23 protein-coding genes are annotated in these 21,754 nt (G+C 43.8%); 11 read left to right on the top strand and 12 right to left on the bottom strand.

Going from position 1 to position 21,754, the window contains the following annotated elements; genetic code table 11:
• Nucleotides 1–14: 14 nt before the first annotated feature.
• From CS921_RS15745 to CS921_RS13470, 5 genes are read right to left on the bottom strand one after another with little or no spacing between them, the layout of a single operon-like run.
• Nucleotides 15–1,415: a hypothetical protein gene (locus CS921_RS15745; protein ID WP_240422369.1), complete on the bottom strand. Its 1,401-nt coding sequence runs from the start codon at nt 1,413–1,415 to the stop codon at nt 15–17.
• Nucleotides 1,408–1,773, bottom strand: coding sequence for a hypothetical protein (locus tag CS921_RS13485; RefSeq protein WP_099224755.1), 366 nt, complete (start codon nt 1,771–1,773; stop codon nt 1,408–1,410). The genes CS921_RS15745 and CS921_RS13485 overlap by 8 nt, the downstream gene beginning before the upstream one ends.
• Nucleotides 1,766–2,413 (bottom strand): hypothetical protein, encoded by a 648-nt coding sequence (locus tag CS921_RS13480; RefSeq protein WP_099224753.1) that lies wholly within the window; start codon nt 2,411–2,413, stop codon nt 1,766–1,768. Before CS921_RS13480 ends, CS921_RS13485 begins: the two co-directional genes overlap by 8 nt.
• The gene (locus tag CS921_RS13475) at nt 2,403–2,711 is read right to left on the bottom strand and encodes a hypothetical protein (RefSeq protein ID WP_099224751.1); all 309 of its coding nucleotides are present in this window, start codon (nt 2,709–2,711) and stop codon (nt 2,403–2,405) included. Before CS921_RS13475 ends, CS921_RS13480 begins: the two co-directional genes overlap by 11 nt.
• Nucleotides 2,708–3,037: a hypothetical protein gene (locus CS921_RS13470; protein ID WP_162921776.1), complete on the bottom strand. Its 330-nt coding sequence runs from the start codon at nt 3,035–3,037 to the stop codon at nt 2,708–2,710. Before CS921_RS13470 ends, CS921_RS13475 begins: the two co-directional genes overlap by 4 nt.
• 385 nt (nt 3,038–3,422) lie before the next feature.
• On the opposite strand from CS921_RS13470, the gene CS921_RS13465 reads away from it, so the two are divergent.
• From CS921_RS13465 to CS921_RS13455, 3 genes are read left to right on the top strand one after another with little or no spacing between them, the layout of a single operon-like run.
• The gene (locus CS921_RS13465) at nt 3,423–4,868 is read left to right on the top strand and encodes a WxL domain-containing protein (protein WP_099224747.1); all 1,446 of its coding nucleotides are present in this window, start codon (nt 3,423–3,425) and stop codon (nt 4,866–4,868) included.
• A gap of 57 nt (nt 4,869–4,925) precedes the next feature.
• A complete protein-coding gene (locus tag CS921_RS13460) occupies nt 4,926–5,669 on the top strand; it encodes a WxL domain-containing protein (RefSeq protein WP_205527789.1) in 744 nt (247 codons plus the stop codon).
• 17 nt (nt 5,670–5,686) lie between these two features.
• Entirely contained in the window at nt 5,687–6,706 is a 1,020-nt protein-coding gene (locus tag CS921_RS13455) for a WxLIP family cell surface protein (RefSeq protein WP_099224745.1), read from the top strand.
• Nucleotides 6,707–6,825: 119 nt separating this feature from the next.
• Here the strand turns inward: CS921_RS13455 and CS921_RS13450 are convergent, their stop codons facing one another.
• Nucleotides 6,826–8,631 (bottom strand): ABC transporter permease, encoded by a 1,806-nt coding sequence (locus CS921_RS13450; RefSeq protein WP_099224743.1) that lies wholly within the window; start codon nt 8,629–8,631, stop codon nt 6,826–6,828.
• Between the two features lie 13 nt (nt 8,632–8,644).
• A complete protein-coding gene (locus CS921_RS13445) occupies nt 8,645–9,409 on the bottom strand; it encodes an ABC transporter ATP-binding protein (protein ID WP_099224741.1) in 765 nt (254 codons plus the stop codon).
• Between the two features lie 334 nt (nt 9,410–9,743).
• Here CS921_RS13445 and CS921_RS13440 point away from each other — a divergent pair, with 334 nt between their 5' ends.
• Both CS921_RS13440 and CS921_RS13435 read left to right on the top strand, forming a co-directional pair.
• Nucleotides 9,744–11,465: an ABC transporter ATP-binding protein gene (locus CS921_RS13440; RefSeq protein ID WP_099224739.1), complete on the top strand. Its 1,722-nt coding sequence runs from the start codon at nt 9,744–9,746 to the stop codon at nt 11,463–11,465.
• Nucleotides 11,465–13,237, top strand: coding sequence for an ABC transporter ATP-binding protein (locus tag CS921_RS13435; protein WP_099224737.1), 1,773 nt, complete (start codon nt 11,465–11,467; stop codon nt 13,235–13,237). The genes CS921_RS13440 and CS921_RS13435 overlap by 1 nt, the downstream gene beginning before the upstream one ends.
• A 193-nt stretch (nt 13,238–13,430) precedes the next feature.
• Here the strand turns inward: CS921_RS13435 and CS921_RS13430 are convergent, their stop codons facing one another.
• Complete coding sequence (locus CS921_RS13430; RefSeq protein ID WP_099224735.1) at nt 13,431–13,778, bottom strand: DUF7674 family protein; 348 nt, start codon at nt 13,776–13,778, stop codon at nt 13,431–13,433.
• A 262-nt stretch (nt 13,779–14,040) separates the two neighbouring features.
• On the opposite strand from CS921_RS13430, the gene CS921_RS13425 reads away from it, so the two are divergent.
• The 3 genes from CS921_RS13425 (at nt 14,041) to CS921_RS13415 (ending at nt 15,406) form a co-directional block, all read left to right on the top strand.
• Nucleotides 14,041–14,271: a hypothetical protein gene (locus CS921_RS13425; protein WP_099224733.1), complete on the top strand. Its 231-nt coding sequence runs from the start codon at nt 14,041–14,043 to the stop codon at nt 14,269–14,271.
• Between the two features lie 77 nt (nt 14,272–14,348).
• Nucleotides 14,349–14,669: a MazG nucleotide pyrophosphohydrolase domain-containing protein gene (locus CS921_RS13420; protein WP_099224731.1), complete on the top strand. Its 321-nt coding sequence runs from the start codon at nt 14,349–14,351 to the stop codon at nt 14,667–14,669.
• Nucleotides 14,670–14,686: 17 nt separating this feature from the next.
• A complete protein-coding gene (locus tag CS921_RS13415; RefSeq protein ID WP_099224729.1) occupies nt 14,687–15,406 on the top strand; it encodes a pseudouridine synthase in 720 nt (239 codons plus the stop codon).
• On the opposite strand, the gene CS921_RS13410 is transcribed toward CS921_RS13415, so the two are convergent.
• Nucleotides 15,390–15,971 carry a TetR/AcrR family transcriptional regulator gene (locus tag CS921_RS13410; protein WP_099224727.1) on the bottom strand — a complete coding sequence of 194 codons (582 nt, stop codon included), beginning with the start codon at nt 15,969–15,971 and terminating at the stop codon, nt 15,390–15,392. The genes CS921_RS13415 and CS921_RS13410 overlap by 17 nt on opposite strands.
• A 164-nt stretch (nt 15,972–16,135) precedes the next feature.
• Between CS921_RS13410 and CS921_RS13405 the strand changes: the two genes are divergently transcribed.
• The 3 genes from CS921_RS13405 to CS921_RS13395 all read left to right on the top strand — a co-directional run bounded on the left by CS921_RS13405 (nt 16,136) and on the right by CS921_RS13395 (nt 18,568).
• Complete coding sequence (locus CS921_RS13405) at nt 16,136–16,897, top strand: SDR family oxidoreductase (RefSeq protein WP_099224725.1); 762 nt, start codon at nt 16,136–16,138, stop codon at nt 16,895–16,897.
• Nucleotides 16,898–17,114: 217 nt separating this feature from the next.
• Nucleotides 17,115–18,239, top strand: a complete 1,125-nt coding sequence (locus CS921_RS13400; protein ID WP_099224723.1) for a hypothetical protein — start codon at nt 17,115–17,117, stop codon at nt 18,237–18,239.
• Entirely contained in the window at nt 18,239–18,568 is a 330-nt protein-coding gene (locus CS921_RS13395) for a hypothetical protein (RefSeq protein ID WP_099224721.1), read from the top strand. Before CS921_RS13400 ends, CS921_RS13395 begins: the two co-directional genes overlap by 1 nt.
• Nucleotides 18,569–18,748: 180 nt before the next feature.
• Here the strand turns inward: CS921_RS13395 and CS921_RS13390 are convergent, their stop codons facing one another.
• From CS921_RS13390 to CS921_RS13380, 3 genes are read right to left on the bottom strand one after another with little or no spacing between them, the layout of a single operon-like run.
• Nucleotides 18,749–19,642, bottom strand: a complete 894-nt coding sequence (locus tag CS921_RS13390; protein WP_240422368.1) for a glycine betaine ABC transporter substrate-binding protein — start codon at nt 19,640–19,642, stop codon at nt 18,749–18,751.
• A gap of 13 nt (nt 19,643–19,655) precedes the next feature.
• Entirely contained in the window at nt 19,656–20,507 is an 852-nt protein-coding gene (locus CS921_RS13385; RefSeq protein WP_099224815.1) for an ABC transporter permease, read from the bottom strand.
• A complete protein-coding gene (locus tag CS921_RS13380) occupies nt 20,500–21,693 on the bottom strand; it encodes a quaternary amine ABC transporter ATP-binding protein (protein ID WP_099224717.1) in 1,194 nt (397 codons plus the stop codon). Before CS921_RS13380 ends, CS921_RS13385 begins: the two co-directional genes overlap by 8 nt.
• Nucleotides 21,694–21,754 lie beyond the last annotated feature (61 nt).

The following is a 21,754-nucleotide window of genomic DNA, read 5'->3' as shown; positions in this document are numbered from 1 at the left end:
AATCTATGCCTCCATTAATTTTTCATCTTTTTACCTGAAGAGTCCAAAATGCTTTCAATAACGTTTCCGGTTTCATCAACGTTAATTAATATGTTTTTTACATTATCTGGATTTAAAATCATTTCGTCACGTATTGTTTCTGCCAATTCTGGACCAACAGCATTAGTTAATCTATCACTTCCCATAATCCATTTTTCGCTCATTTGTAGACCGTCATTGGTCTTATTTAACTTAGATGTCCCATATTTGGCTTCCGCGATAATATACTTTGGCGGCGGAGAAGAACACTCATAAACGCCATCTATTCCTTTTAAGATAGGGTCGTCTAGTGAAGTGATACGCGTACCATTTATTCTAGTCGCATCCCACGCACCTTCAATAAAATTATCCATCACCATTTCACCAAAGTTACCTTTTCGCTTAGTCGTTGTAAGCAAAGTATTTTGATTCTTAACGTCATTAATCACTTGATATTGTAATTTTCTTTGTTGTGTTAATGGATCATCAATATGTTCAAGGGTTTTCAGATATTTATTCAAACCAAATCCCGCAATCATAAATGCCATATCCGCACTGGCATACATCAACGCTTCTGTCCGCTCTTTTTCGCTGAGTGGGTTACCATTAATATCTACACCCGTAATTCCACGGAGGGCATCTTTTGCAGTGAGGAGACCACCTGATACGGTTACAGCCGTCCCAACCCAGCCGGGCACCGCGGCACCTAATGCGGCACCGCCTGTCATCACGACTACACCGCCCACACAAACAACCACTAATCCAGTCGTAATGATATTCATGACTCTTTCACGACCCGTTTCATAATCAAATTCTGTCCGGCGATATAAGCTGTTAATAAAGGTCTCGTAATTAACTTGATAATCCAGTTGCCCCGTTTGTTCTAAAAAGAGTTCATATTGGGTTTGCTTCATCCTTCTTGTAAAGGGGCTATTCATAATATCCATGAAACTAATCTTATCTTTATGCGTATACGTCGCATGTGCAGTAGAGGGAGCACCAATACTGTCTCCGGGTGTCCAACCTTCATCCTGCACCACGAAGCCATCCACATTCACGGAATAGCGGTCAATATTCACCAAACTCAAATCCTCTACAAATTGTTCCATTCGCTTTTTAAAGGGCTTATCGATCATCTCGCTAGCTTCATAATATAGATTAACAATGTTGTTTGATAAAGTCCACAGCTTCCCGTTTAAGTTATCCAGTTTTTGATGTTGGGAGCGATACTCATAGTAAAACTCATTCGCCAGTCCTTCATCGTATAAATAATCATCCATCTGTTTCAGATACCGATCCACTTCGTAGAGTTGATCCAACATTTCTGACATCCGGTTATGATGGTCTTGTTTATAGCTTTCCAATTCGTCCTTTTTAATATGGATGCGATCAGCCATTTGCCATCACCTCCGCTATGCTTTCCTCCCAAAGTTTCGCGAGTTTCTCATCAGTTTCTTTAAAAGTAATCAACGCATTATAACAATACTCATTTAAAAGATTATAATAGGTGGCTAACATTTGAATTTTCCCATAAAAGTCGGCTTCCATTTGGACTAAATCCGCATTATTCACACCTGTTCTAGCACTACTGCTAAAAATCCGTTCAATCTCATCCTTGGCTTGTCCTTTCTGATAGAAAGGCGTGTTCCGAATCATGCCAAATTGTTCCATTGTGCCCATTAACGAGCCCATCAGTTCATCCAATGAATTCATCACTTGTTCCAGCTCATCCGCATTGATAACTACTTCACTCATCTTGTTCCGCCCCTTCCAATATCCGCTTTGTTATTTCTGTTATTTGAGGAACTTGTGTCAGCAACCATTCAAACGGATTAATCGTGGTTACTTCCATAAACTGATAGTCCTCATCTAACAGATAAAACTGTTCATTTTGATATCCAATGGCTAATTGGCTTTCTAACTGATAATTTTTATCAAAACATTCCATTAACAAAGTAGGAGAAGATAAAAGAAAGACATTAGTTAATGCGGCAGGAGCAGACTGTTTCGTTATTTGTTCATAGTAAGGACGAGCCGTTATTTTCATAATGGGGTGACTGAGCGCTGTTTGTAACATCAATAAGCTATCCCCAACCAGTAATTCATATGTATCATTCGTTTCTTTCAACGCAATACAAAGTCCATCCGCGGACAAGCTAAATAAGTATTGTTGAATATGGATGTAACGACTTGATTCTGTATATTTTTTTAATAACTCAACGTAGTGAACGGTCATTTGGCAAATTTCACCTTTTGGGCTTAAAATCCCCTTCTGAACGAGAGAAGCCATCACCGTCTCATCTGGCTTTTGAAAGGGGACACCAAATAAAAAAGAAATATCCCGGAATTCCAATAAATAATAGATTTCTTGGGCGGTTAAATGATTACCAGTCATATTCAATCCCCCTAATCGCGAGGTAAGACTGCATTTGTTCAAATTCTTGATAGTCTTGCCCAAATTGATAAATAGCTTCATTTAACTCCACAGAACAGTTCAGTAAATCACCATGATAAGCCACCACGATTTGAAGAAGTGCCCGAATATGTTCATAGTGGTCACCACTCCATGCCATACTATCAACATTTGCAGAGAGCGCTTTTGCTTTAACATAAGTATCATCAAGTGTTTGCTTAACCGTAATCAATTGTTGCCAAGTTTGATACCAGTCATCATTATATTGTTGTTGACTCATTCTTCTGCCGCCTCCAAACTGTTTACGTCACTAATGGCGTAACTTAATTTGGTTTGCGCAGATTGTTTCATTGCCCGTATATCGTCAATCGCATCTGTTTGTTTCGTTCGCATTTCTGTAAACATTTCAAAAGTCAGGCGCATTCGATCATCCACTAAACAATTCGGTTGCCCGTCACGTTCTAAATAGCCCACATCAAGCGAGATGGCGCACATACGCGCATTTTGAATTTGAAGCATCAGATAATCAATTTTTTCGATTAAGTCTTCATATTTTCGTTGTTTTCGCTTTGCGCTTTTGAGTTCGTCACTATCAAATAGTCCCATTGAAATCATCCTTTCTTCCTTATTTATATATTCCACCCTCGTAATGTGAGCGTTTGCACGAACACTCTTCTTAATTATATTAGATAGCTAAATAGGATTCAATATTACATTCAATAAAGAACAACTATTCATAAATCCTTGCCAGAAAAGAAACAAAAACACCAAAATTTACATCATTTTGGTGTTTTCCTTGTATATGGTTGTTTATTCGTCCACTCATAAATTAGTTTTGTTTACTTCCTTATGAGCATTCTCCTTAAAAGGAACCTTTGTTTCTGCTTCGGATGGCATTAATCTGACCACTGGAAATGCCAAGGATGCCACGCTGAACGTCAATCCGCTGACGATCGGCAGCTATCCCGTCTTATCCGTCACAGCACCCGTCATGACGGACAATCTGCTTCATTTGGGAACCGTGCTGACCGGACAGGCGAACCAAACCCTGAACAGCGGCTATACCTATACAGCTGATCTCATCTATCAAACTCGTGCTGGCGTTCAGACGATAAAAAGTAATGTGCCCGTACAGACAGATGGCAGCTTCCAAACGACACTCGCAGCCCCTTATGAATACGGAGATCAGGTGAAAGCCGTACTGCACGCCGCATCCAAAACAAACGCAGATTATTATGAAAGCCCAGAAAGCGCCCCCGTCACAGTGAAATGGCCGATCACAGCTCCGACCTGGACGACTGCTGCCAAGCCGGGGGATACGACAATTAGCGGCAGCTTTACACCCACCACATCCGGGGGCAATTACCACGCCTATCTGACAGTTGACCAGACGAATTATGATCTGCCGCTTGCAAATGGCCAGACGACATTCAGCCAAACGATTCCAGCACTTTCTGGCGGAGAGCGACTAACGGCCGTGATCCGCGGTTACAGCACAAGAACCGGCGAATTGCTAGTTACGAGCGCCGCCACGACACAAGACGTCCCTTATCAGGTGCCCCAGCTGACACTCACCCAAGCTTTTGAGGAAAAGGGAGCAGATGGCAATTTTATGTCGGCAACAGCCGCAGTTTCCGGCCAGACAGTCCGCCTGACGGCCACGGCAGAACTAAGCAACCAATATGCCAGCTGGGACAAAGAAAACTTGCAGTTGGCCGTCCCAGTCGGTCTCACTAATTTGCAAAATATCAATCTGATTCGAATCAAAGCTGACGGAACCCGCGAATCGCTTGCTGCCCCAGTCGTCCAAGCAGACAGCTCCCTGCCAAGCGGACAGAAAATCATCGCCACCTTGACCGGCGCTCCTCTGCAAGCAGAAGGCGACAAACTGCAGATGCAATATACAGGTGATATTGTGGCCAGTAGTTATCCGACTTCGCTTTCCAGTGTGTTTACGGCAAGCGGCGTATACGGCGGCAATCAAACGGCATTCGGTCCAGTCACCCTTACAAATGAACTGCCAATCGGAAACGGCAGCCTGCGAATCGTCTCCGTACCAAGCAGCCTCTCATTTGGCACGATTCGCGTCCCCACCAAAGAAACCACCTATCAGCCCACCGCCAGCACACAAATCCAAATTGCAGACGGGCGTGTGACCAAGTCCGCGTGGCAGCTTTATCTAAAGCAAACCAGCCCGCTTTCAAACGGCTCTAAAAGTTTGCCGGGCGGCCTCTACTATGAGAAAAACAACATCCGCCAGCCGATCAACGACGTCAACCAGCTGATCGCCACCCATTTGGAGACAGACGACACGCCATACACCATCAATTTGAATCAATCAGAAGGACTCAGACTGAACGTCATGCCAAGTCCAGCCGTGGAAGTGGGACGAAGCTATCAAGGGCAGCTGATGTGGACGCTTACAGATGCACCTTAAACCAGTTATTCGCAGTTCGCTGCTGATAATAAATTTGTTGTAAAGGAAGGGGAAACCATGAAGAGTTATCAAGTTATTGGGGGGACACTTGTTTTCGGACTCACACTGCTTGCGGCAGGACCAGTTTCAGCAGCAGTTAGCGGAACGATGAATAGTACGACAGATGTCACATTTACAACAGACGTAACGGTCACAACGCCACTGAACCCACTCGACCCGACGACACCCGTGACAGCGGTCAATCCGTCAGACCCGAATGATCCGCATGCAGCAGGAACTAGCGGGCCGCTCAGTATTGATTACGTGTCGAATTTTCATTTTGGCAGCAAGGTGATCACCAGTGCCAACGCCACCTATTATGCACAAGCTGATAAGGTGCTTCAGAACGCGGCAACCGTTGATGTGCCCAATTTTATTCAGGTGACAGATAAACGGGGGACCAATGTCGGCTGGAAACTGTCTGTGAAGCAAAATGGGCAGTTGAAAACGACGGATGGCAATAATACACCACTGACGAATGCAGTACTCAGTTTTGTGGCGGGGACCGCTCGATCAGTCACAGATGTGGCCTATGCACCGGCAACACAGGCCGTGTCGCTTGATCCGACTGGGACGGACTCCTCGACGGTTGCCACAGCCACCAGCGGCAAGGGAATGGGCACCTGGGCGATCGGTTTTGGTGGCACACTTACAGAAGGCAGATCGGCCGTTAGTTTGTATGTGCCGATGAGTACGGCAAAAGTGACCGGCACGACATATCGCACAAGTCTGACGTGGAACTTGGAAGATACGCCAAACTAAGCAAAAGGGGGGTGAGGATGTTGAAGCAGAGGAAAGGGTTTTTTATCGGGCTGCTCATTTTAGCGGTCAACTTTTGGGGAATAGGCGTTGAAGCTTCTGGGACAGATTTTTCCGTACAGGCGATTTTGCCAGACAATCAACTGAGTAACGGACAGACCTACTTTGATCTTTTGGTAAAAGCAGGCGAGACGCAAACGCTCCAAGTCCAATTGTCGAACGGTACGGAGCAGGAAAAAACGATTGCGATTGCGGCCAATTCTGCCGTTACCAATAACAATGGCCAAATCGAATATACACTGGCAGACCCGAAGCTCGATCCAACGCTTCAATATCCCTTTGCGACACTGGCGGCTCCACCTGAAGAAGTCACACTGTCCGGCGGAGAAACCAAAACCGTGGATATTCCCGTTCAGATACCGACAGAGCCATTTTCGGGCATCATTTTAGGCGGGCTCTATTTTACCGAAAAGAATCCGCCGAAACATGAAACCAAGCAGGAAAATGTCCAGTTTGACAATCAGTTTTCCTATACAATCGGTGTCGTTTTGCAAGAAGATACAGCAGCCGTCGAGCCGTTTTTAAAACTGCAAAAAGTAGCAGCAGGCCAAAAAAACGGGCGCAATACCGTGTTTGCCACCATTCAAAATCCGCAGGCCGCCATTGTAAGAGACCTAAAAGTGAAAGCCGCCATCTACCGAAAAGGCGATTCCAAGCCGCTTCACGAGGCAACAGCCGCGCAGCTGAAAATGGCCCCAAACTCCCGATTCGATTTTCCAATCAGCTGGGAGGACCAGCCATTTGAGCCAGGCACATACAAGCTGAAACTCACAGCCGCCACAGGAACCGATCAGTGGAACTGGGAAAAAAGCTTTACAATCAAAAAGGATCGGGCGAATCATTTGAACCAGCAGGCCGCAGAGCTTGAACCAGAGACAAGGAAACAGCATTTGCCGCTTTATCTGACAGCAGGCTTTCTTCTCCTTCTCGGTGTCTTTTTCCTCGGTCGCCTGTCATCCAAACGAAAAAACAACCATTGAAAATGAGTACGGGTGTAGTCAGCAGGCCGCAGAGCTTCCACCCCTCCGCCAAAAAAGCAACCACCCAAAAAATGAGCACAAATGCAGAACGTAGGCATTTTGTGCTCATTTTTGGGTATTTAAGCTCGTTTTTTCGTCAAAACAATCCCCTTATAAAGCGAAACGGTGATGAAATAGTAAAGGATGTAGATAACAAGGAAGAGGGCTACAGGGATGTAGAACCGGTAATAAGGCTCCATCAGCAGGAAGGAGAACATTTTCATGCCGATCGCCACATGAATGAAACCGACGATCCCAGGGAAAAGGAAGATGAAAAACATTTCCTTGTAAATCGATTTGACCAGAAGTTCACGACGGACACCGATTTTTCGTAGCATATCATAGCGCCGGATGTCACTGGTTGCCCCCGTCAGGATCTTAAACATCAGCGAGCTGGCCATCATGGTAAGGAAGGCAAAGCCAAGGAAAAAGCCCATGAACACTGTGCCGCTTGCAAAGGAATTGTAGCTGTCATAGGTACTGTATTTGCTCGTCGAATAGTAGCTTGGATTCCCCTTGTGGCGGTCAGTTTCCAGCTGCTCTACTTTTTTCAGCGTATCCTGATTGTCCATAAAATCATTTAAACGCGTATAGGTGACGACTGTTTCATCCGCCTGCATTTGTTGATAGGCATCCCCGGAAAGAACCGTAATCTGCTGCTGGTCTAGCACATCAGGTGGAATCATCCCTTGCATAAAAGCATACCAACTTGTATCTTCCACTCTTGGCGGAGTCGTCAAGCGAACCTGCTTGCTCTCTTTTTGTTCTCGGTTTGTTTGAACCACTAGAGGCGGCTGCTCTTTTAATTCAGCTTCATTAAAATAGATTTTGTCTGCTGTGACCTTGTAATGATAATCAGCCGTTTCATCCACGCCCGCTTGCTGTAGCAAATGAGTTTCTTCCTGCGTCTGTGCAGAAATCTGTGTGTCATAAGGATATTGTTTTTCAACCATCAGCGGACCGTTATTTTTAAAGGCAAATCCGACAGCAATTGCCCCCATACCCAGTGCGATCAGCATGGCGACAGTTGCCAGCACCCGCGATAAATGCCCAATGCGGAAAGAGAGCTGTGCATATGTGAAAGAATTTATTTTTTTACTACGGCGCAATTGTTTTTCGCGTAATTTTTGTACGAATAAAGGCAGGAAGGTAGCAAAAAATAGATAGGTGCCGCTTGTGATCGTCACGAGTGCCACGATAATTCCGATATACTGCGTTTTTTCAATGTAAATCATCGAGACATAGCCGATTACAAGTAAAATCAGTGAAATAACGGCTTGAATCACAATGTTTTTCTTGCGGATCAAAATATGCTCGGCTTTACTTTCGCCATGAACGAGTTCCAAGACCGTCACTTTCGACAGCTGGATTAAATTGGCCCCGGCTGAAAGCAGGAAAAGAATGGCAAAAAAGATGATCGTAACAAGCATCGACGGGAGATAAAACGGCTGGTAAGAAGTGGATTCAAAATCAAGTTGCCCCATCAACGCATCCCCAACCACGCGGGAAAGTACGATCCCAATCAGGATGCCAATAATCAGCGAGAACAGCCCGATAAAGACCGTTTCAATAAACATCAGCAAGGAGATTTTACTTTTTTTCGCACCTAGTGTCATATACATGCCGAATTCTTTCTGACGCAATGAAAATAGAAAACTATTTGCATACAGACAATAGGCAATGGTAATAATCGCCAAAAGAACGGAGCCCACCTGAAAAATAAACATAACGGCGGAAATCATTGAATTTTCTTTGATAAAAGCATCATTCATCGCCAGTGTTTCAAACATATAGAAAATTGAGATCGACATGACAAGACCGAGCAACAGCACAAGATAATCTTTGAATTTATTTTTAAAGCCGGAAAGGGCTAGCTTGAACAACATCACACGTCACCTCTTAGGCTTTCTGCGTGCCGAAAGTTGCCAGCACATCCAGAATTTGTTTGTAAAAATGTTCGCGGTCTGCCTCATCGCGTTTCAACTCTTTGTAAAGTTCGCCGTCCTGAATGAACAAGATTCGTTCACAGTAGCTGGCACTTTGCGGATCATGTGTCACCATTAAAATGGAAACATTTTGCTTGGCGTTCAACTCGGTCATGGTTTCAAGCAGACTTGTGGCATTTTTGGAATCCAGTGCCCCGGTCGGTTCATCGCCCAGAATGATCGCCGGCTCATGGACGAGGGCGCGGGCAGCAGCCGTTCGCTGTTTCTGACCGCCAGAGACCTCAGCCGGATATTTGGTTAGAATATCATGAATGCCCAGCTGCTTGGAAACGACCTCGACTCGTTCTCTGATTTTCACCGGTTTCACATTTTGCAGGGAGAGCGGCAGTGCGATGTTTTCATAAAGAGTCAGATTTTCGAGCAGATTAAAGTCTTGGAAAATAAAGCCCAGTGTTTCAGCCCGAAAATCAGCCAGTTCATTATTTTTCATTTGAGTAAGATCTGTACCGGCGATTCTTACAGTTCCGCCAGTCGGACGATCGAGCGTTGAAAGAACATTAAGCAAGGTTGTTTTTCCTGAACCGGATGGCCCCATGATGCCGATAAATTCGCCTTCTTTCATCGTGAAAGAAATATCTTTCAATGCTACGGATTGACTTTCGTTCTTCTTTCCGTAAATTTTTTGAACATGTTCTACTTCTACTACATTTTTGATCATGGTAGCAGCCTCCTTTTCTTTCATGCACCTATCTTATCGAAATTCCTTGAGAGTGTCCCTGTTTTGAGGTGACATTTCCATTCGTATAGCTTACAGTTTTGTCATTTAGTATTTTTGTATGCGTTATATGCAAAAAACTTCCATATATAATGGCTTTTTAGATCGGCTTTTGCCCAATTTCACATAAAAGGAGTCCGGGAAAAGCATTGAAAACATTAAATTCTAGGACTCTAGCCGTATTTTTGTGAATTTTTTCAGTTTATCCTTGAATTCTTCCTCTAGATAAAGTAGAATAAATGTTCGTCTCTATTTTTTTCAATCGGGGAGGGTTACAATGAAAGTTTTATTTCAACATCTGAAAAAATACCGTTTAGAGACTGTATTATCGATCATTTTCGTGACGATCATGGTGATCTCACAACTGTGGCAGCCCAAGCTCTTGCAACAAGTGCTTGATGCGATCATGAAAGATGATATGGACCAAATCTATTCAATCGGAATCATTTTGCTCGTTGTAGCGGTGATCGGATTGATTGCTGGGATTCTGAATACGGTCATTTCAGCAAAAGTTGCCCAAGGTGTGGGGGCTGACATCCGCGAGAGTACTTTCCGCAAGGTGCAGACATTCTCCTTTAGCAACATCGAACGTTTCTCAACGGGGAATCTAGTTGTTCGGCAAACCAATGATATTACCCAGGTTCAAAACTTGGTGATGATGAGTTTGCAGTCTTTGACAAGAATTCCAGTCATGTTTATCGGCAGTTTTGTGCTCGCAATGGTAACACTCCCAGAATTATGGTGGGTCATCATTGTTCTAGTGGTACTGGTTGTACTCATCGTGATGATTACATTTGGCGCAATGGGACGACATTTTGCCAAAATCCAGCACTTCTTGGACCGCGTGAATGCGATTGCGAAGGAAAATCTTGCCGGCATGCGTGTCGTCAAGTCTTTCGTTCAGGAAGATAATGAAATTGGACGTTTTACAAAAACAAGTGACAAATTGACGCACCACACGATCATTGTCGGAACACTGTTTTCCGTGATGATCCCTGCTTTCATGCTAGTTTCCAATCTTGCAGTGGTCGTGTCGATTTATTTTGTCGGCGATATGGTGAAAGACAACCCAGACTTAATCGGGGCGATTGCTTCGTTTATGAGTTATCTGATGCAGATCATGATGGCGATTATTATTGGCGGCATGATGATGATGTTTGCGTCGCGGGCCTTCATTTCACTAGGTCGTATCGGGGAAGTTTTGAATACTGATCCAGATATTACGTATGATCAAGATGCAAAAGAGGAAGATTTGGCAGGCAGCGTAGAATTCCGCGATGTCAGCTTCCGCTATGAAAATGATGATCAAGATGCTTTGTCGCACATTTCCTTTGAAGCGCGTCCGGGTGAAATGGTCGGAATCGTTGGGGCGACTGGTGCCGGGAAATCTACACTGGCGCAGCTGATTCCGCGACTTTATGATCCGACAGACGGGGAAATTCTGATCGGCGGCAAAAACTTAAAAGAATTGAATAAAAAGACTTTGCGTGAAAGTGTAGCACTTGTCCTGCAACGGGCGATCCTTTTCTCAGGGACGATTTCAGATAATCTGCGTCACGGGAAAAAAGATGCCAGTGAAGCAGATATGGACAAAGCAACGGCGATCGCGCAGGCCAAAGAATTTATCGAGAAGCAGGACAAAATTTACGAAGCGGCTGTGGCAGAACGGGGAACCAACTTCTCCGGCGGTCAAAAGCAGCGTCTGTCCATCTCGCGTGGCGTTATCGGCGATCCGAAAATTCTAATCCTCGATGACAGTACCAGCGCGCTCGATGCCCGTTCTGAAAAGCTTGTCAAAGAAGCGCTCAACAAAGAGCTTGAAAACACGACAACTTTCATCATTGCGCAAAAAATTTCTTCTGTGATTCATGCGGATAAAATCCTCGTGCTCGATGCCGGCAAGCTGGTTGGCGTTGGTAGTCACAAAGAACTCGTTCAGTCGAGTGAGGTTTACCGTGAAATCTATGAAACACAAAAAGGAAAGGATGTGGAAGTGTAATGAAAGAATTCAAACAAATCGTTCGCTTTTTCTGGCATTACCTCCGCGCCTACAAGCTTCAACTTAGTGTAATCCTAGTGGCAATCGTAGCTGGAACCTATTTGCAGGTAAAGGCACCGGAATTTATCGGGGATGCCGTTCAGGAGCTGGCGAACTACGTGGTCCGTCTCTTTACGACAGGGGTAGATGACAAGAGTGATTTCTATCACATCTTATGGCTTCTCCTAATCTTCTATCTACTGCTTTCCGTTGCCACCTTCATCCAGTCGATCATCATGACGGGGGTTTCCGGGAAGGCGACAAACCGAATGAGAATCGGCCTATTCCGCAAAATGGAGCAACTGTCGATCCGCTTCTTCGATCAACGCAGTGATGGCGAAATGCTCAGCCGTTTCACAAGTGATATGGATAATATCTCCAACACCCTGAATCAGGCGGTTGTTCAAGTGCTGTCCAACTTGGCGCTGATGATCGGTGTTATGATTATGATGTTCAACCAGAATGTCGAATTAGCATTTGTGACCCTGCTCGCATCACCAATCGCCGTATTTGTTGCTGCCGTGATCATCCGCAAAGCACGTCGCTATGTGGATTTGCAGCAGGACAGCATTGGCGAACTGAACGCCTATATCGATGAAAAAATTTCCGGTCAAAAAGTGGTCATCACAAACGGACTGGAAGAAGAAACCATCGACGGCTTCCTAAAACACAATGAAAAAGTTAAAAACGCGACCTATAAAGGACAAGTTTACTCCGGGTTGCTGTTTCCAGTTATGCAGGGGATTTCACTTGTCAATACGGCAATCGTCATCTTCTTCGGTGGATATTTAGCGCTGAACGGGGACTTGGAACGCGACGTGGCACTAGGTCTTATCGTGATGTTCGTTCAGTATTCGCAGCAGTTCTACATGCCGCTAACCCAGATTTCTTCCCAGTACAACATGTTGCAACTGGCGATTACTGGTGCGCGTCGTGTGAGTGAAGTATTTGCTGAAGAAAATGAACCAGAACGTGAAAATGTCCAAACGATCGACGGCGTGAATGAAAAAATTGAACTAGAGCACGTCTACTTTGGCTATGAACCGGAAAAACCGATTCTAAAAGATGTCAACATTACGCTTGAAAAAGGCAAGATGGTGGCAGTCGTCGGGCCAACTGGTTCAGGTAAAACGACGATCATGAATCTGCTCAACCGTTTCTACAATGTGGATGAAGGGGCGATTCGTTTTGATGGCGTGGACATTCGCGACATCGACATGCATTCGCTGCGGCAGCAAGTCGGCATCGTGTTGCAGGATTCCGTTCTTTTCTCCGGTACGATTCGCGAAAATATTGCGTTTGGGAAAACGGAAGCAACCGAAGATGAAATTATTTCGGCGGCTAAACAGGCCAACATTCACGACTTTATCATGCAGCTGGAAAAAGGCTACGATACAGAAGTCAGCGATGAGAACAGCATATTCAGTGTTGGTCAGAAGCAGCTGATGAGTATTGCCAGAACGATCTTGACCAATCCGAGTCTACTCATTTTGGATGAAGCGACCAGTAACGTGGACACCGTGACGGAAAGCAAAATCCAAAAAGCCATGGACAATGTCATTTCCGGCCGGACCAGCTTTGTAATCGCGCACAGATTGAAGACGATTCTAGATGCAGATCATATTGTCGTTCTCCACCAAGGGGAAATTATTGAGGAAGGTTCGCATGAAGGTCTGCTTCGCCAAAAAGGCTTCTATGCAGAGCTTTACCATAATCAATTTGTTCTTGAATAGGGCAACATAAATAAAAGCAGGCAAGGAAACTTTTCATCGTTTTCTTGCCTGCTTTTTAGTTGATTGTAAATTAATCTTTTTTTGATGAAAAATAAGCGTGAATAGTTTAAAAGAAGTATAAAAAAACTAGGAATTAGCCACTCTACAGATTGACGGGAGTAATTCCTAGTTCTTTTTATTGTAAATTTCTTAATTAATCCAGCATCATCATCAGCTCGCGAGTACGGTTTCCCATATAATCCTTTGCCCACGACTCTTCCTGAAGCAGGTCCTGAATATTTTCCAGCACGCTGACTGTAATCACCTCAGTACAGTAAACATCATTCAGCTGTAAAATTTCTTCCACAAATGAAAAAATCGTTTTGACAGCTTGATCGTTCATACTTAGAATGCTTTTTGTGACAAATGGCGTGAAAATATCACTGTATACAATTTGTGATCCAGTTGCATCTCCATCCTGCCAGTTGATCTCAATCTGATAGCTTTCTTCCAAATGAGGAAAATTTTTGAGCAGTCGTTGGTTTAACTCTTCGCTTGTCATCCTATAACCTCCCTGAAATCCATTTAGTCAAGCCAGCCTTGTAAGCACCAGTCATCTCCTTTTATTTAAGCTGCCATTAGTATAGCATATTTGTAGGAAAAGTATTCATAAAGTACTTAAGATATACCTTTTTAGAGGAAATCCAATCAAAATCGTCGAAAACTTTGACAAGTCTGTGAATTTTTTTGAATTGTAGTTACGTTTTCGCAAAAAAAAGAGTACAATATGAGTATAATCGTATTAGTTATTGGAGGGAATTCATATGGAGCGTAAAGCACCTAAACCTGAAGATCTCCGGCAGCTTAAGGAAGTATTCTCTTCCATTGAAGAACTGCTTCAAGAGGTGCCGCAAAAAAATTCCTTCGACGTTCTCGTTCAAATTGAACAAGAGCTCGAGAACTACCGATTAACACAAACAGAAGAGGCACAACAATTTGAAACGGCAGCTGCCTCTCGTTTGGAACGCCTTCAAAAATCCATACAATCACGTTGAAACTTCTTCATTTTAAGTAAGAAGTTTCTTTTTTTGGCGCGTTGAACCTGTTAAAATGATAGCTGAGGTGAGAAAAAATGGAAGCGAAAACTTTTCAGGAATGGGTCGAAGGTTATTATGAAAGCAGACAGTGGTCTAATTTTGATATTTTTAAGCGAATCGGTTTTTTAACAGAGGAAACCGGAGAAGTGGCGCGAGCAATCCGGACGCTTGAAATCGGGCGTGACCGTGCGGATGAGGATGGACAGGAAAAAAACGTGCAGCGGCAGGCGCTCATGGAGGAACTGGGTGACGTACTCGGAAATATTATGGCGATCGCCACGCATTATGAGATGGATATTGGCGATATTTTTGAATCCCACGTGGAAAAATTAAATGAGCGCTATCAGAAAAAATGAAGAGAGGCGGTGCCTGAATGCGGCTTGACAAACTATTAGCACATTGTGGATACGGTTCGCGCAAGGAGATCAAGGCGCTTCTTAAAAAGCAAACGGTCACGATAGACGATAAACGAATCAAAGACGGTAAGCAACAAGTCGATCCGGAGACCGAAAGCGTGGCAGTAGACGGAAAGGAAGTGCACTATCAGGCATACTATTACTGGATGCTCCATAAGCCAGCCGGTGTCATCAGTGCGACGGAGGATGCCCACACGAGAACGGTGCTCGACCTCCTGGCTCCAGACGATCGACTGCTTTCCCCCTTCCCGGTTGGCCGGCTCGACAAGGATACAGAAGGGCTGCTTTTGCTCACGAATGACGGAGAGCTGGCTCATCAACTGCTTTCGCCTAAACACCATGTCGACAAGCGCTATCTGGCGCGTGTTGCGGGCGGCCAGGTGACACTTGAGACGATTCAGCAGTTTGCAGACGGACTGACGCTTCTGGATGGCTATCAGGCGATGCCGGCTCGACTGGCGGTTTTGAAGCAGACGGAAGCAGAAAATGAAGTGGAGATTATCATTCAGGAAGGCAAATTTCATCAGGTGAAGCGCATGTTTGAAGCGGTCGGCATGAAAGTGACCTATTTAAAGCGGCTTCAGATGGGCAGCCTTCAATTGGACGCGAATTTGCCACTCGGCGCATATCGGCCACTCACTGCAGAAGAATTGGCCGCACTCAAGGGGATGTCGTGAGCGAGTGCTGCAAAATCGCCCGAAACTGGGCAGTCATTTTTTCCTGCGGCGTACTAAACTGATTTTTGGCCCAGAAAACGATCAATCCATAGATGGCATGTGCTTGATAACTGGCAATCATCTCCGGGTCGATCGTTTTTTCCTTTGGCGGCCACTTAGTGAAATCGGCCAACATCAGCTGTTCAATAAATTCGCAGAGCCGTTCCTCCAGATCTGGCGCAATTTTTCCGGAAACCACGTGCTGATAAAAATGACGATAGGTATAAATATGATCAAAAATCTTGATGTCCTCCGTTTTTAAATGCTGTACAGAGAAATGGGGCACAGCGATATAGGGATAGAGATAGGCCTTTTCAAGTGCAGCAGTTACCTCGGTAATCATTTCTTCCAGCAAATCCTCTTTTGAAAAGTAGTGTTTATAAAAAGTTGTCCGATTGACATCTGCCGTTTGGACGAGATCCGTGACCGTGACTTCTTTCCAGCTTTTCTGATCCAGCAAGTCGAGCAGGGCAGTGTGAAAAGCAGCCTTTGTTTTGCGAATGCGGCGGTCCTTTTTCCTTTCCATAATCAAGCCCCCTTTTTTTATCTTTTTTCTACAATTCCCGCGAAAGTGTTGCTTAAACCACACATAGCGACCGATTTACTGATTGATTGCGCTTACATATCGAATTATACTGGAAGTAAGAGGTAAAACTCGAGCAAAATGCAATCAATAAGGAGGAAATCATAATGGGAAAATTAACTGGAAAAGTAGCAATCGTAACAGGTGCCGCGTCGGGAATGGGGCTTGAAATCGCGAAACTTTATGCCGAAGAGGGGGCAAAAGTCGTGGTGGGAGACATTAAACTTGAGTCTGCTGAAAAAACGGTGGATGAAATAAAAAAAGCAGGCGGCGAAGCTTTGGCGGTGTCCTGTAATGTGACACATGAAGAGGAAATCAAGAAAATGTTTGAGGCGGCACTAGAAGCCTTTGATCGTGTGGATATTTTAGTCAATAATGCCGGAATCATGGATAATTTTGTTCCAGCAGGTGAAGTGACAGATGAACTGTGGGATAAAGTTTTTGCTGTCAATGCAACCGGCGTCATGAAAACGACCCGCGAAGCCTTGCACATCTTTGAAAAAGAAGGGGCGGGCGTCATTGTCAACATTGCCTCAGCGGGAGGACTATTCGGCAGCCGGGCAGGAGCCGCTTATACAGCGTCCAAACATGCCGTTGTCGGTCTAACCAAAAATGTCGGCTTCCAGTATGCCGCTAAAAACATCCGCTGTAATGCGATTGCGCCAGGAGCCGTCAATACCAATATCGGAACAACCATCTACAATCCAGATGCATTTGGCCAAGAGAGAGCCATGGCCGGAATCAATATCAATCCGCGCGCCGGCGAAGCTTCTGAAATTGCCAAAGTAGCGCTGTTCCTCGGTTCGGACGACAGCAGCTTTGTAAATGGAACCGTCATCACAGCAGATGCAGGCTGGACGGCTTATTAAAAGAATATAGTAATTAAAAGAAAAACTTCGTTTTTTGTTAAGTGATTTTTAAATTTAAAAAACATATATATTATACGGTGCATGGCCTGCTAATCTATTAAATGCAGAATGTACCGTATTTTTATTGTTGATAATGAAGATATAAATTTCTGTAAAAGGGAGATGTATAATAGTATACTTATCACATATTTAAATAGGAATTTGGAGAGGGATTTTTATGGAAAACATCTTAGTCGGTAATGGGATCAATATTCAATATAATAATATAGACTATACAGCTGAAAAGATTATATTAAGAATGCTCAATAGCTTGGATGATGAAAACTATCCTTGTGATTATATAATTGATGATCCAATGAAACTTAAATACTATATGGGTGAACTTTTTCTTGCAGCCAGAGAAGCTTTAGATGGGTCTTTTGATAAATATACAATAAGTAGTATTGAAAAAAAAGGATTAGAGGATTTTAAGGATCGATATAGCAGAAAGAAAAAGAACTTGAGAATAGCAGATATTGGTTTTGAGGATTATTACTTGATTCACGATTTGCTGTGTCATAAAGTACATATAAAGAATCCAGAAAAATTTAGAATAAAAGAAGCTTTAAAAAATGCATATCTTCATTCAATTTATAACAATAATAAATTAAATATGTTGTATAAAAAATATGATGATGGACTCGGTAGATTTCTGCGCTCTTTTGATAATATTTTTACTACAAATTATGATAGTAATTTAGAATCAGTAACTGGCATGAATATTTATCATATTCATGGTCAATTTGATAAGCTCAGTGAAGTATATAACCCTGACTCATTTAGAAATCATTTAAATGATAATCCATTAGAGGGGATAAAAAATGAACCAGAATATCAATATTTGCATTCAACCGCACTATCAACATATTGTGGAGATTATAAAGAGTATAAAATTAGGCAAGCTAGAAAAACTAACGAGTTTATAGAAAAAATGGTAGATGGGTATAAAACTAGTGTTTCCATGAAGAGTCAGATTGATAGTTATGTTAATCAAGATAATCAAATACTAAGAAATTTATATCAGGCGATCAAACTAAAAATCAAGGATCCTAATCTTTTTTTTCAAGAAGACTATTGCGAAAAAGAATTTCGAGGAATGAAAGGTAACCTTACGGTGTTTGGTTTATCTCCGCATAATGATCGTCATCTATTTGACATGATTGATAAGGCGAATTTGGATTACTGTACCTTTTATTATTATGATGAGTCCGAGTGTGATTTAATAAGATCTTGTTTATCTCAATTGGGTAATCAGAAAAAACTGGCTTTCAAAAGCGTAAAAAAATTTTGGGAGACTTTATGATGTCAAAAATGAAATATACCCCAATCAAAAAAAATCAGTTAATTAATAGTATATCAACTTTAAAAGCTCTATCCCATAGCATACAAGACTGGCAACAAATCATGCAAGAATTTAATGATTTATCAATCACACAAAGAAAAGATATTTGTCAAGAGCAAAAGAGGCGTGAGGAGCTGCTTAAGAAAAGAATTCCTAATACTGATAAAAAAATGTATCTCACTTGTTTAATGGTGGATCTCAATATCATAGCTTCTACATACGATGTTGATCCAACTACGGTGTGTATGTGTGTACGCTTTAGGTTGAATGAGAAACTTGTTCTAAAATGATAAAGTCTAGTTTTAATTCTGGAATAGTAATTGGAATTTGAAAAGAACCGAGAAACATGTAAAATCCATTAAAAAATGTTGTTATTACATGTTTTTCAGTTCATTGATACCTTCAATATTTTTGCATTCTAAATGCTCGTAATAGAAGAAATACAAGTATACTTCTCAACTGTGAAATAGCTATTTCAAATCCTCAATCGAATTGATATTTTCCATATAGGTAGGGACCGCCAGACCGACACGGGCACCTTTCAAGTTGATACCGAGATCTTCAATGTCGTCCTTATAATCCTCATAGTAAACGCCGGCTGTATTTGGCAGCCATGCGGCGACCATTCCGTCAGCGGCGCCCGTTGCGACTGATGCCCACATCGGCTGGATTTCCATCGCCTGAATGGTCGGCTCATAGCCAAGACTTTTCAGCACTTCACTGACCACATTTGTCGAGGCAATCTCAGAATCCCACGCCACATATGTCAGCTTGATCGGGTCGCCGTCCACCTTTTCAATGCCGTCTGTCCACTCGGCCACTTTATCTGGATTCGCCTTGATCCATTTTTTGGCGGCCTTTTCAGGATCCATGCCGTTATTGACATCAAGCATCACCTCCGACATATCTTCCTGCGTCCAGTTGAAACGATCGAGCATCTCGTAGGCAGAAGGCATGTCTTTTTTCAAGCCTTTACGAACAATCGTATGAATATCCTCGGCATCTCCGTAAACATTTTTCGGATCGTCCAAGAATTTTAGATCGTATTTGGTAAACATCCAGTGCGGCGTCCAGCCAGTCACAACGATGGGCTGCTTGTTTTTGATTGCTTTTTCAAGTGTGCTCGTCATCGCCGCCGTGGAACTCGTCTGTAGTTGCCAGTTTTCGTCCGCCAAGCCATATGCCTCTAGAGCGTTCTGCGTGGAAAGCATGATGCCCGCCCCCGCGTCAATCCCCGTAATCGTATAATTGATCTGTTCGCCAAGAGGTTTTTCAGGATCGTAGCTAGCAAGTTCCGTTCCGCAAGCCGTCAAGGTGAAAACGCCAAGCAGCGCGGCAAGCAGAACCGTGATTTTTTTACGCAAATGAAAAACCCCCTTATTTTTCGCCCATTCTTTTTTTATTGAAACTTTGTGTGAGCCGGTCCAAAATGATGGCCACAATGACGATCGCGATACCTGCCACGAAACCGCCCCCGGCATCGTTTCGGCCTACAGCAAAGTAAACCTGAGTTCCAAGCCCCATCGCCCCAATCATCGAAGCAATGACGACCATCGAAAGCGCCAGCATGATACTCTGGTTGATCCCGGCCATCATGGTTGATTTCGCCATGGGCAGCTGTACCTTGAAGAGCTTCTGCCAGCCAGTCGAACCAAACGAGTCCGCCGCTTCCACTAATTCTGTCGATACCTGCCGGATACCCAGATTTGTCATCCGGACTGTTGGAGGCATGGCGAAGATGACAGAGGCCACAACGCCCGGTACCATCCCGATGCCGAAAAAGGCAACCGCCGGAATCAGATAAACGAACGCCGGCATCGTCTGCATAAAGTCGAGCACCGGTTTGAAAATCGCCTCGACAAGATTGCTTTTCGACATCCAAATGCCGAGCGGTACCCCAATAACAAGCGCAATCAAGCTACTCGTCAAAACCAGTGTCAAGGTCTGCGTCATGTCGCGCCACAGATCCAAATTCCAAATCAAGAGGAGCCCAATCAGTTCAAAGAGGATGAGCCCCCATTTTTTTCCTTTCCGGTTGATCCAAAAAGTGAAGGCGATGACCAGCAAAATGAAAAGTGCTGGCGGGATCAAATCGAACACCCATTGAAACGCATTGACAATGCCGCCAATGATGTTGGTAATCACATTGAAGAAGCCTTCAAATTGTGTCAGACTGTCGACTAATTTGTCAATCCAGTCAGCTAGTGGAATCATGGGTACATTAGTCATTCAGGTTCACCTCATTTCCCGAAAGTGCCGCCAGAACGGAACCGCGAATAATGATGCCCCGCAGTTTTCCATTTTCTGTCACAGCCATCGGAATAGTTGTTGTCGACATTTGATCCATAATCTCGGTCAGTGGCGTATCCAGTTCCGTCGTCGGCACATTCGCATCAATAATCGACTCAAGCGATGTCACCTGTTCTTTGATCAGACGGGAGACATCGGTGGCATGGATAATGCCCATCAGCTCCCGGCCTTTCTTGACCACAAAAATACTACTCGTACCAGCCTCGCGCATCCGCTGCAAAGCCACACGAGGGCCATCTTTTTCAAAATGAACGATTTCCGGACGGATCATCACGTTGCTCGCCGTATAGACTTTTGAGCGATCGACATCTTCAATGAATTTTTCGACATACTGATTGGCCGGGTGGGAGAGAATTTCCTCCGGTGTGCCGATTTGAACTACAGAACCATCACGCATGATCATAATGTGATCGCCAATTCGTAGCGCCTCGTCCAGATCATGGGTAATAAAGATGATCGTTTTCTGCATCTTATCCTGCAAGTCAATCAGCTGATCCTGCATATCCTTTCGGTTGAGCGGATCAAGTGCTGAAAAGGCCTCGTCCATCAAAAGAATGTCCGGATTATTGGCCAGCGCACGAGCAAGCCCTACACGCTGCTGCATGCCGCCAGAAAGCTGTGCGGGATACTGCTCGCCGTAACCAGCCAGTCCGACAAGCTCCAGTGCATCTGCCGCTTTTTGGGCACGCTCATTTTTCGGAATTTTCTGTACTTCAAGACCGTATTCCACGTTACGCAAAATAGTTCGATTCGGAAAAAGACCAAAGCTTTGAAAAACCATACTCATACTTCTTCTTCTTACCGTGCGCAAAGTTTTTTTATCCATTTTAGAAAGATCTTCGCCGTCCAGCCAAATTTCTCCACTGGTAGGCTCGATTAAACGATTCAGCAAGCGAACAAGCGTTGATTTACCGCTACCAGATAGGCCCATAATGACAAAAATTTCGCCTTCCTCGACAGAAAATGATGCCCGATTAACACCAATCGTCGCGCCTGTCTCTTTTAAAATAGCGGTTTTTGATTTTCCTTGTGAAAGCAACTGTGAAGCTTTCGAAGTCTTTTTGCCGAAAATCTTTGTTAAATCCTTAACTTCGATTTTACTCAAAAATGATTCCCCTTTCTCTTTTCCAAAAGGTTTTATTTTATACAAAAATAAAACCAACCAT

Origin of the sequence: Listeria costaricensis (genome assembly GCF_900183385.1) — a bacterium.
In the GTDB taxonomy this organism is placed as follows: Bacteria; Bacillota; Bacilli; order Lactobacillales; family Listeriaceae; genus Listeria; species Listeria costaricensis.
Note: the sequence above shows the minus strand (reverse complement) of the source record. Positions and strands in the feature narration are given on the sequence as shown.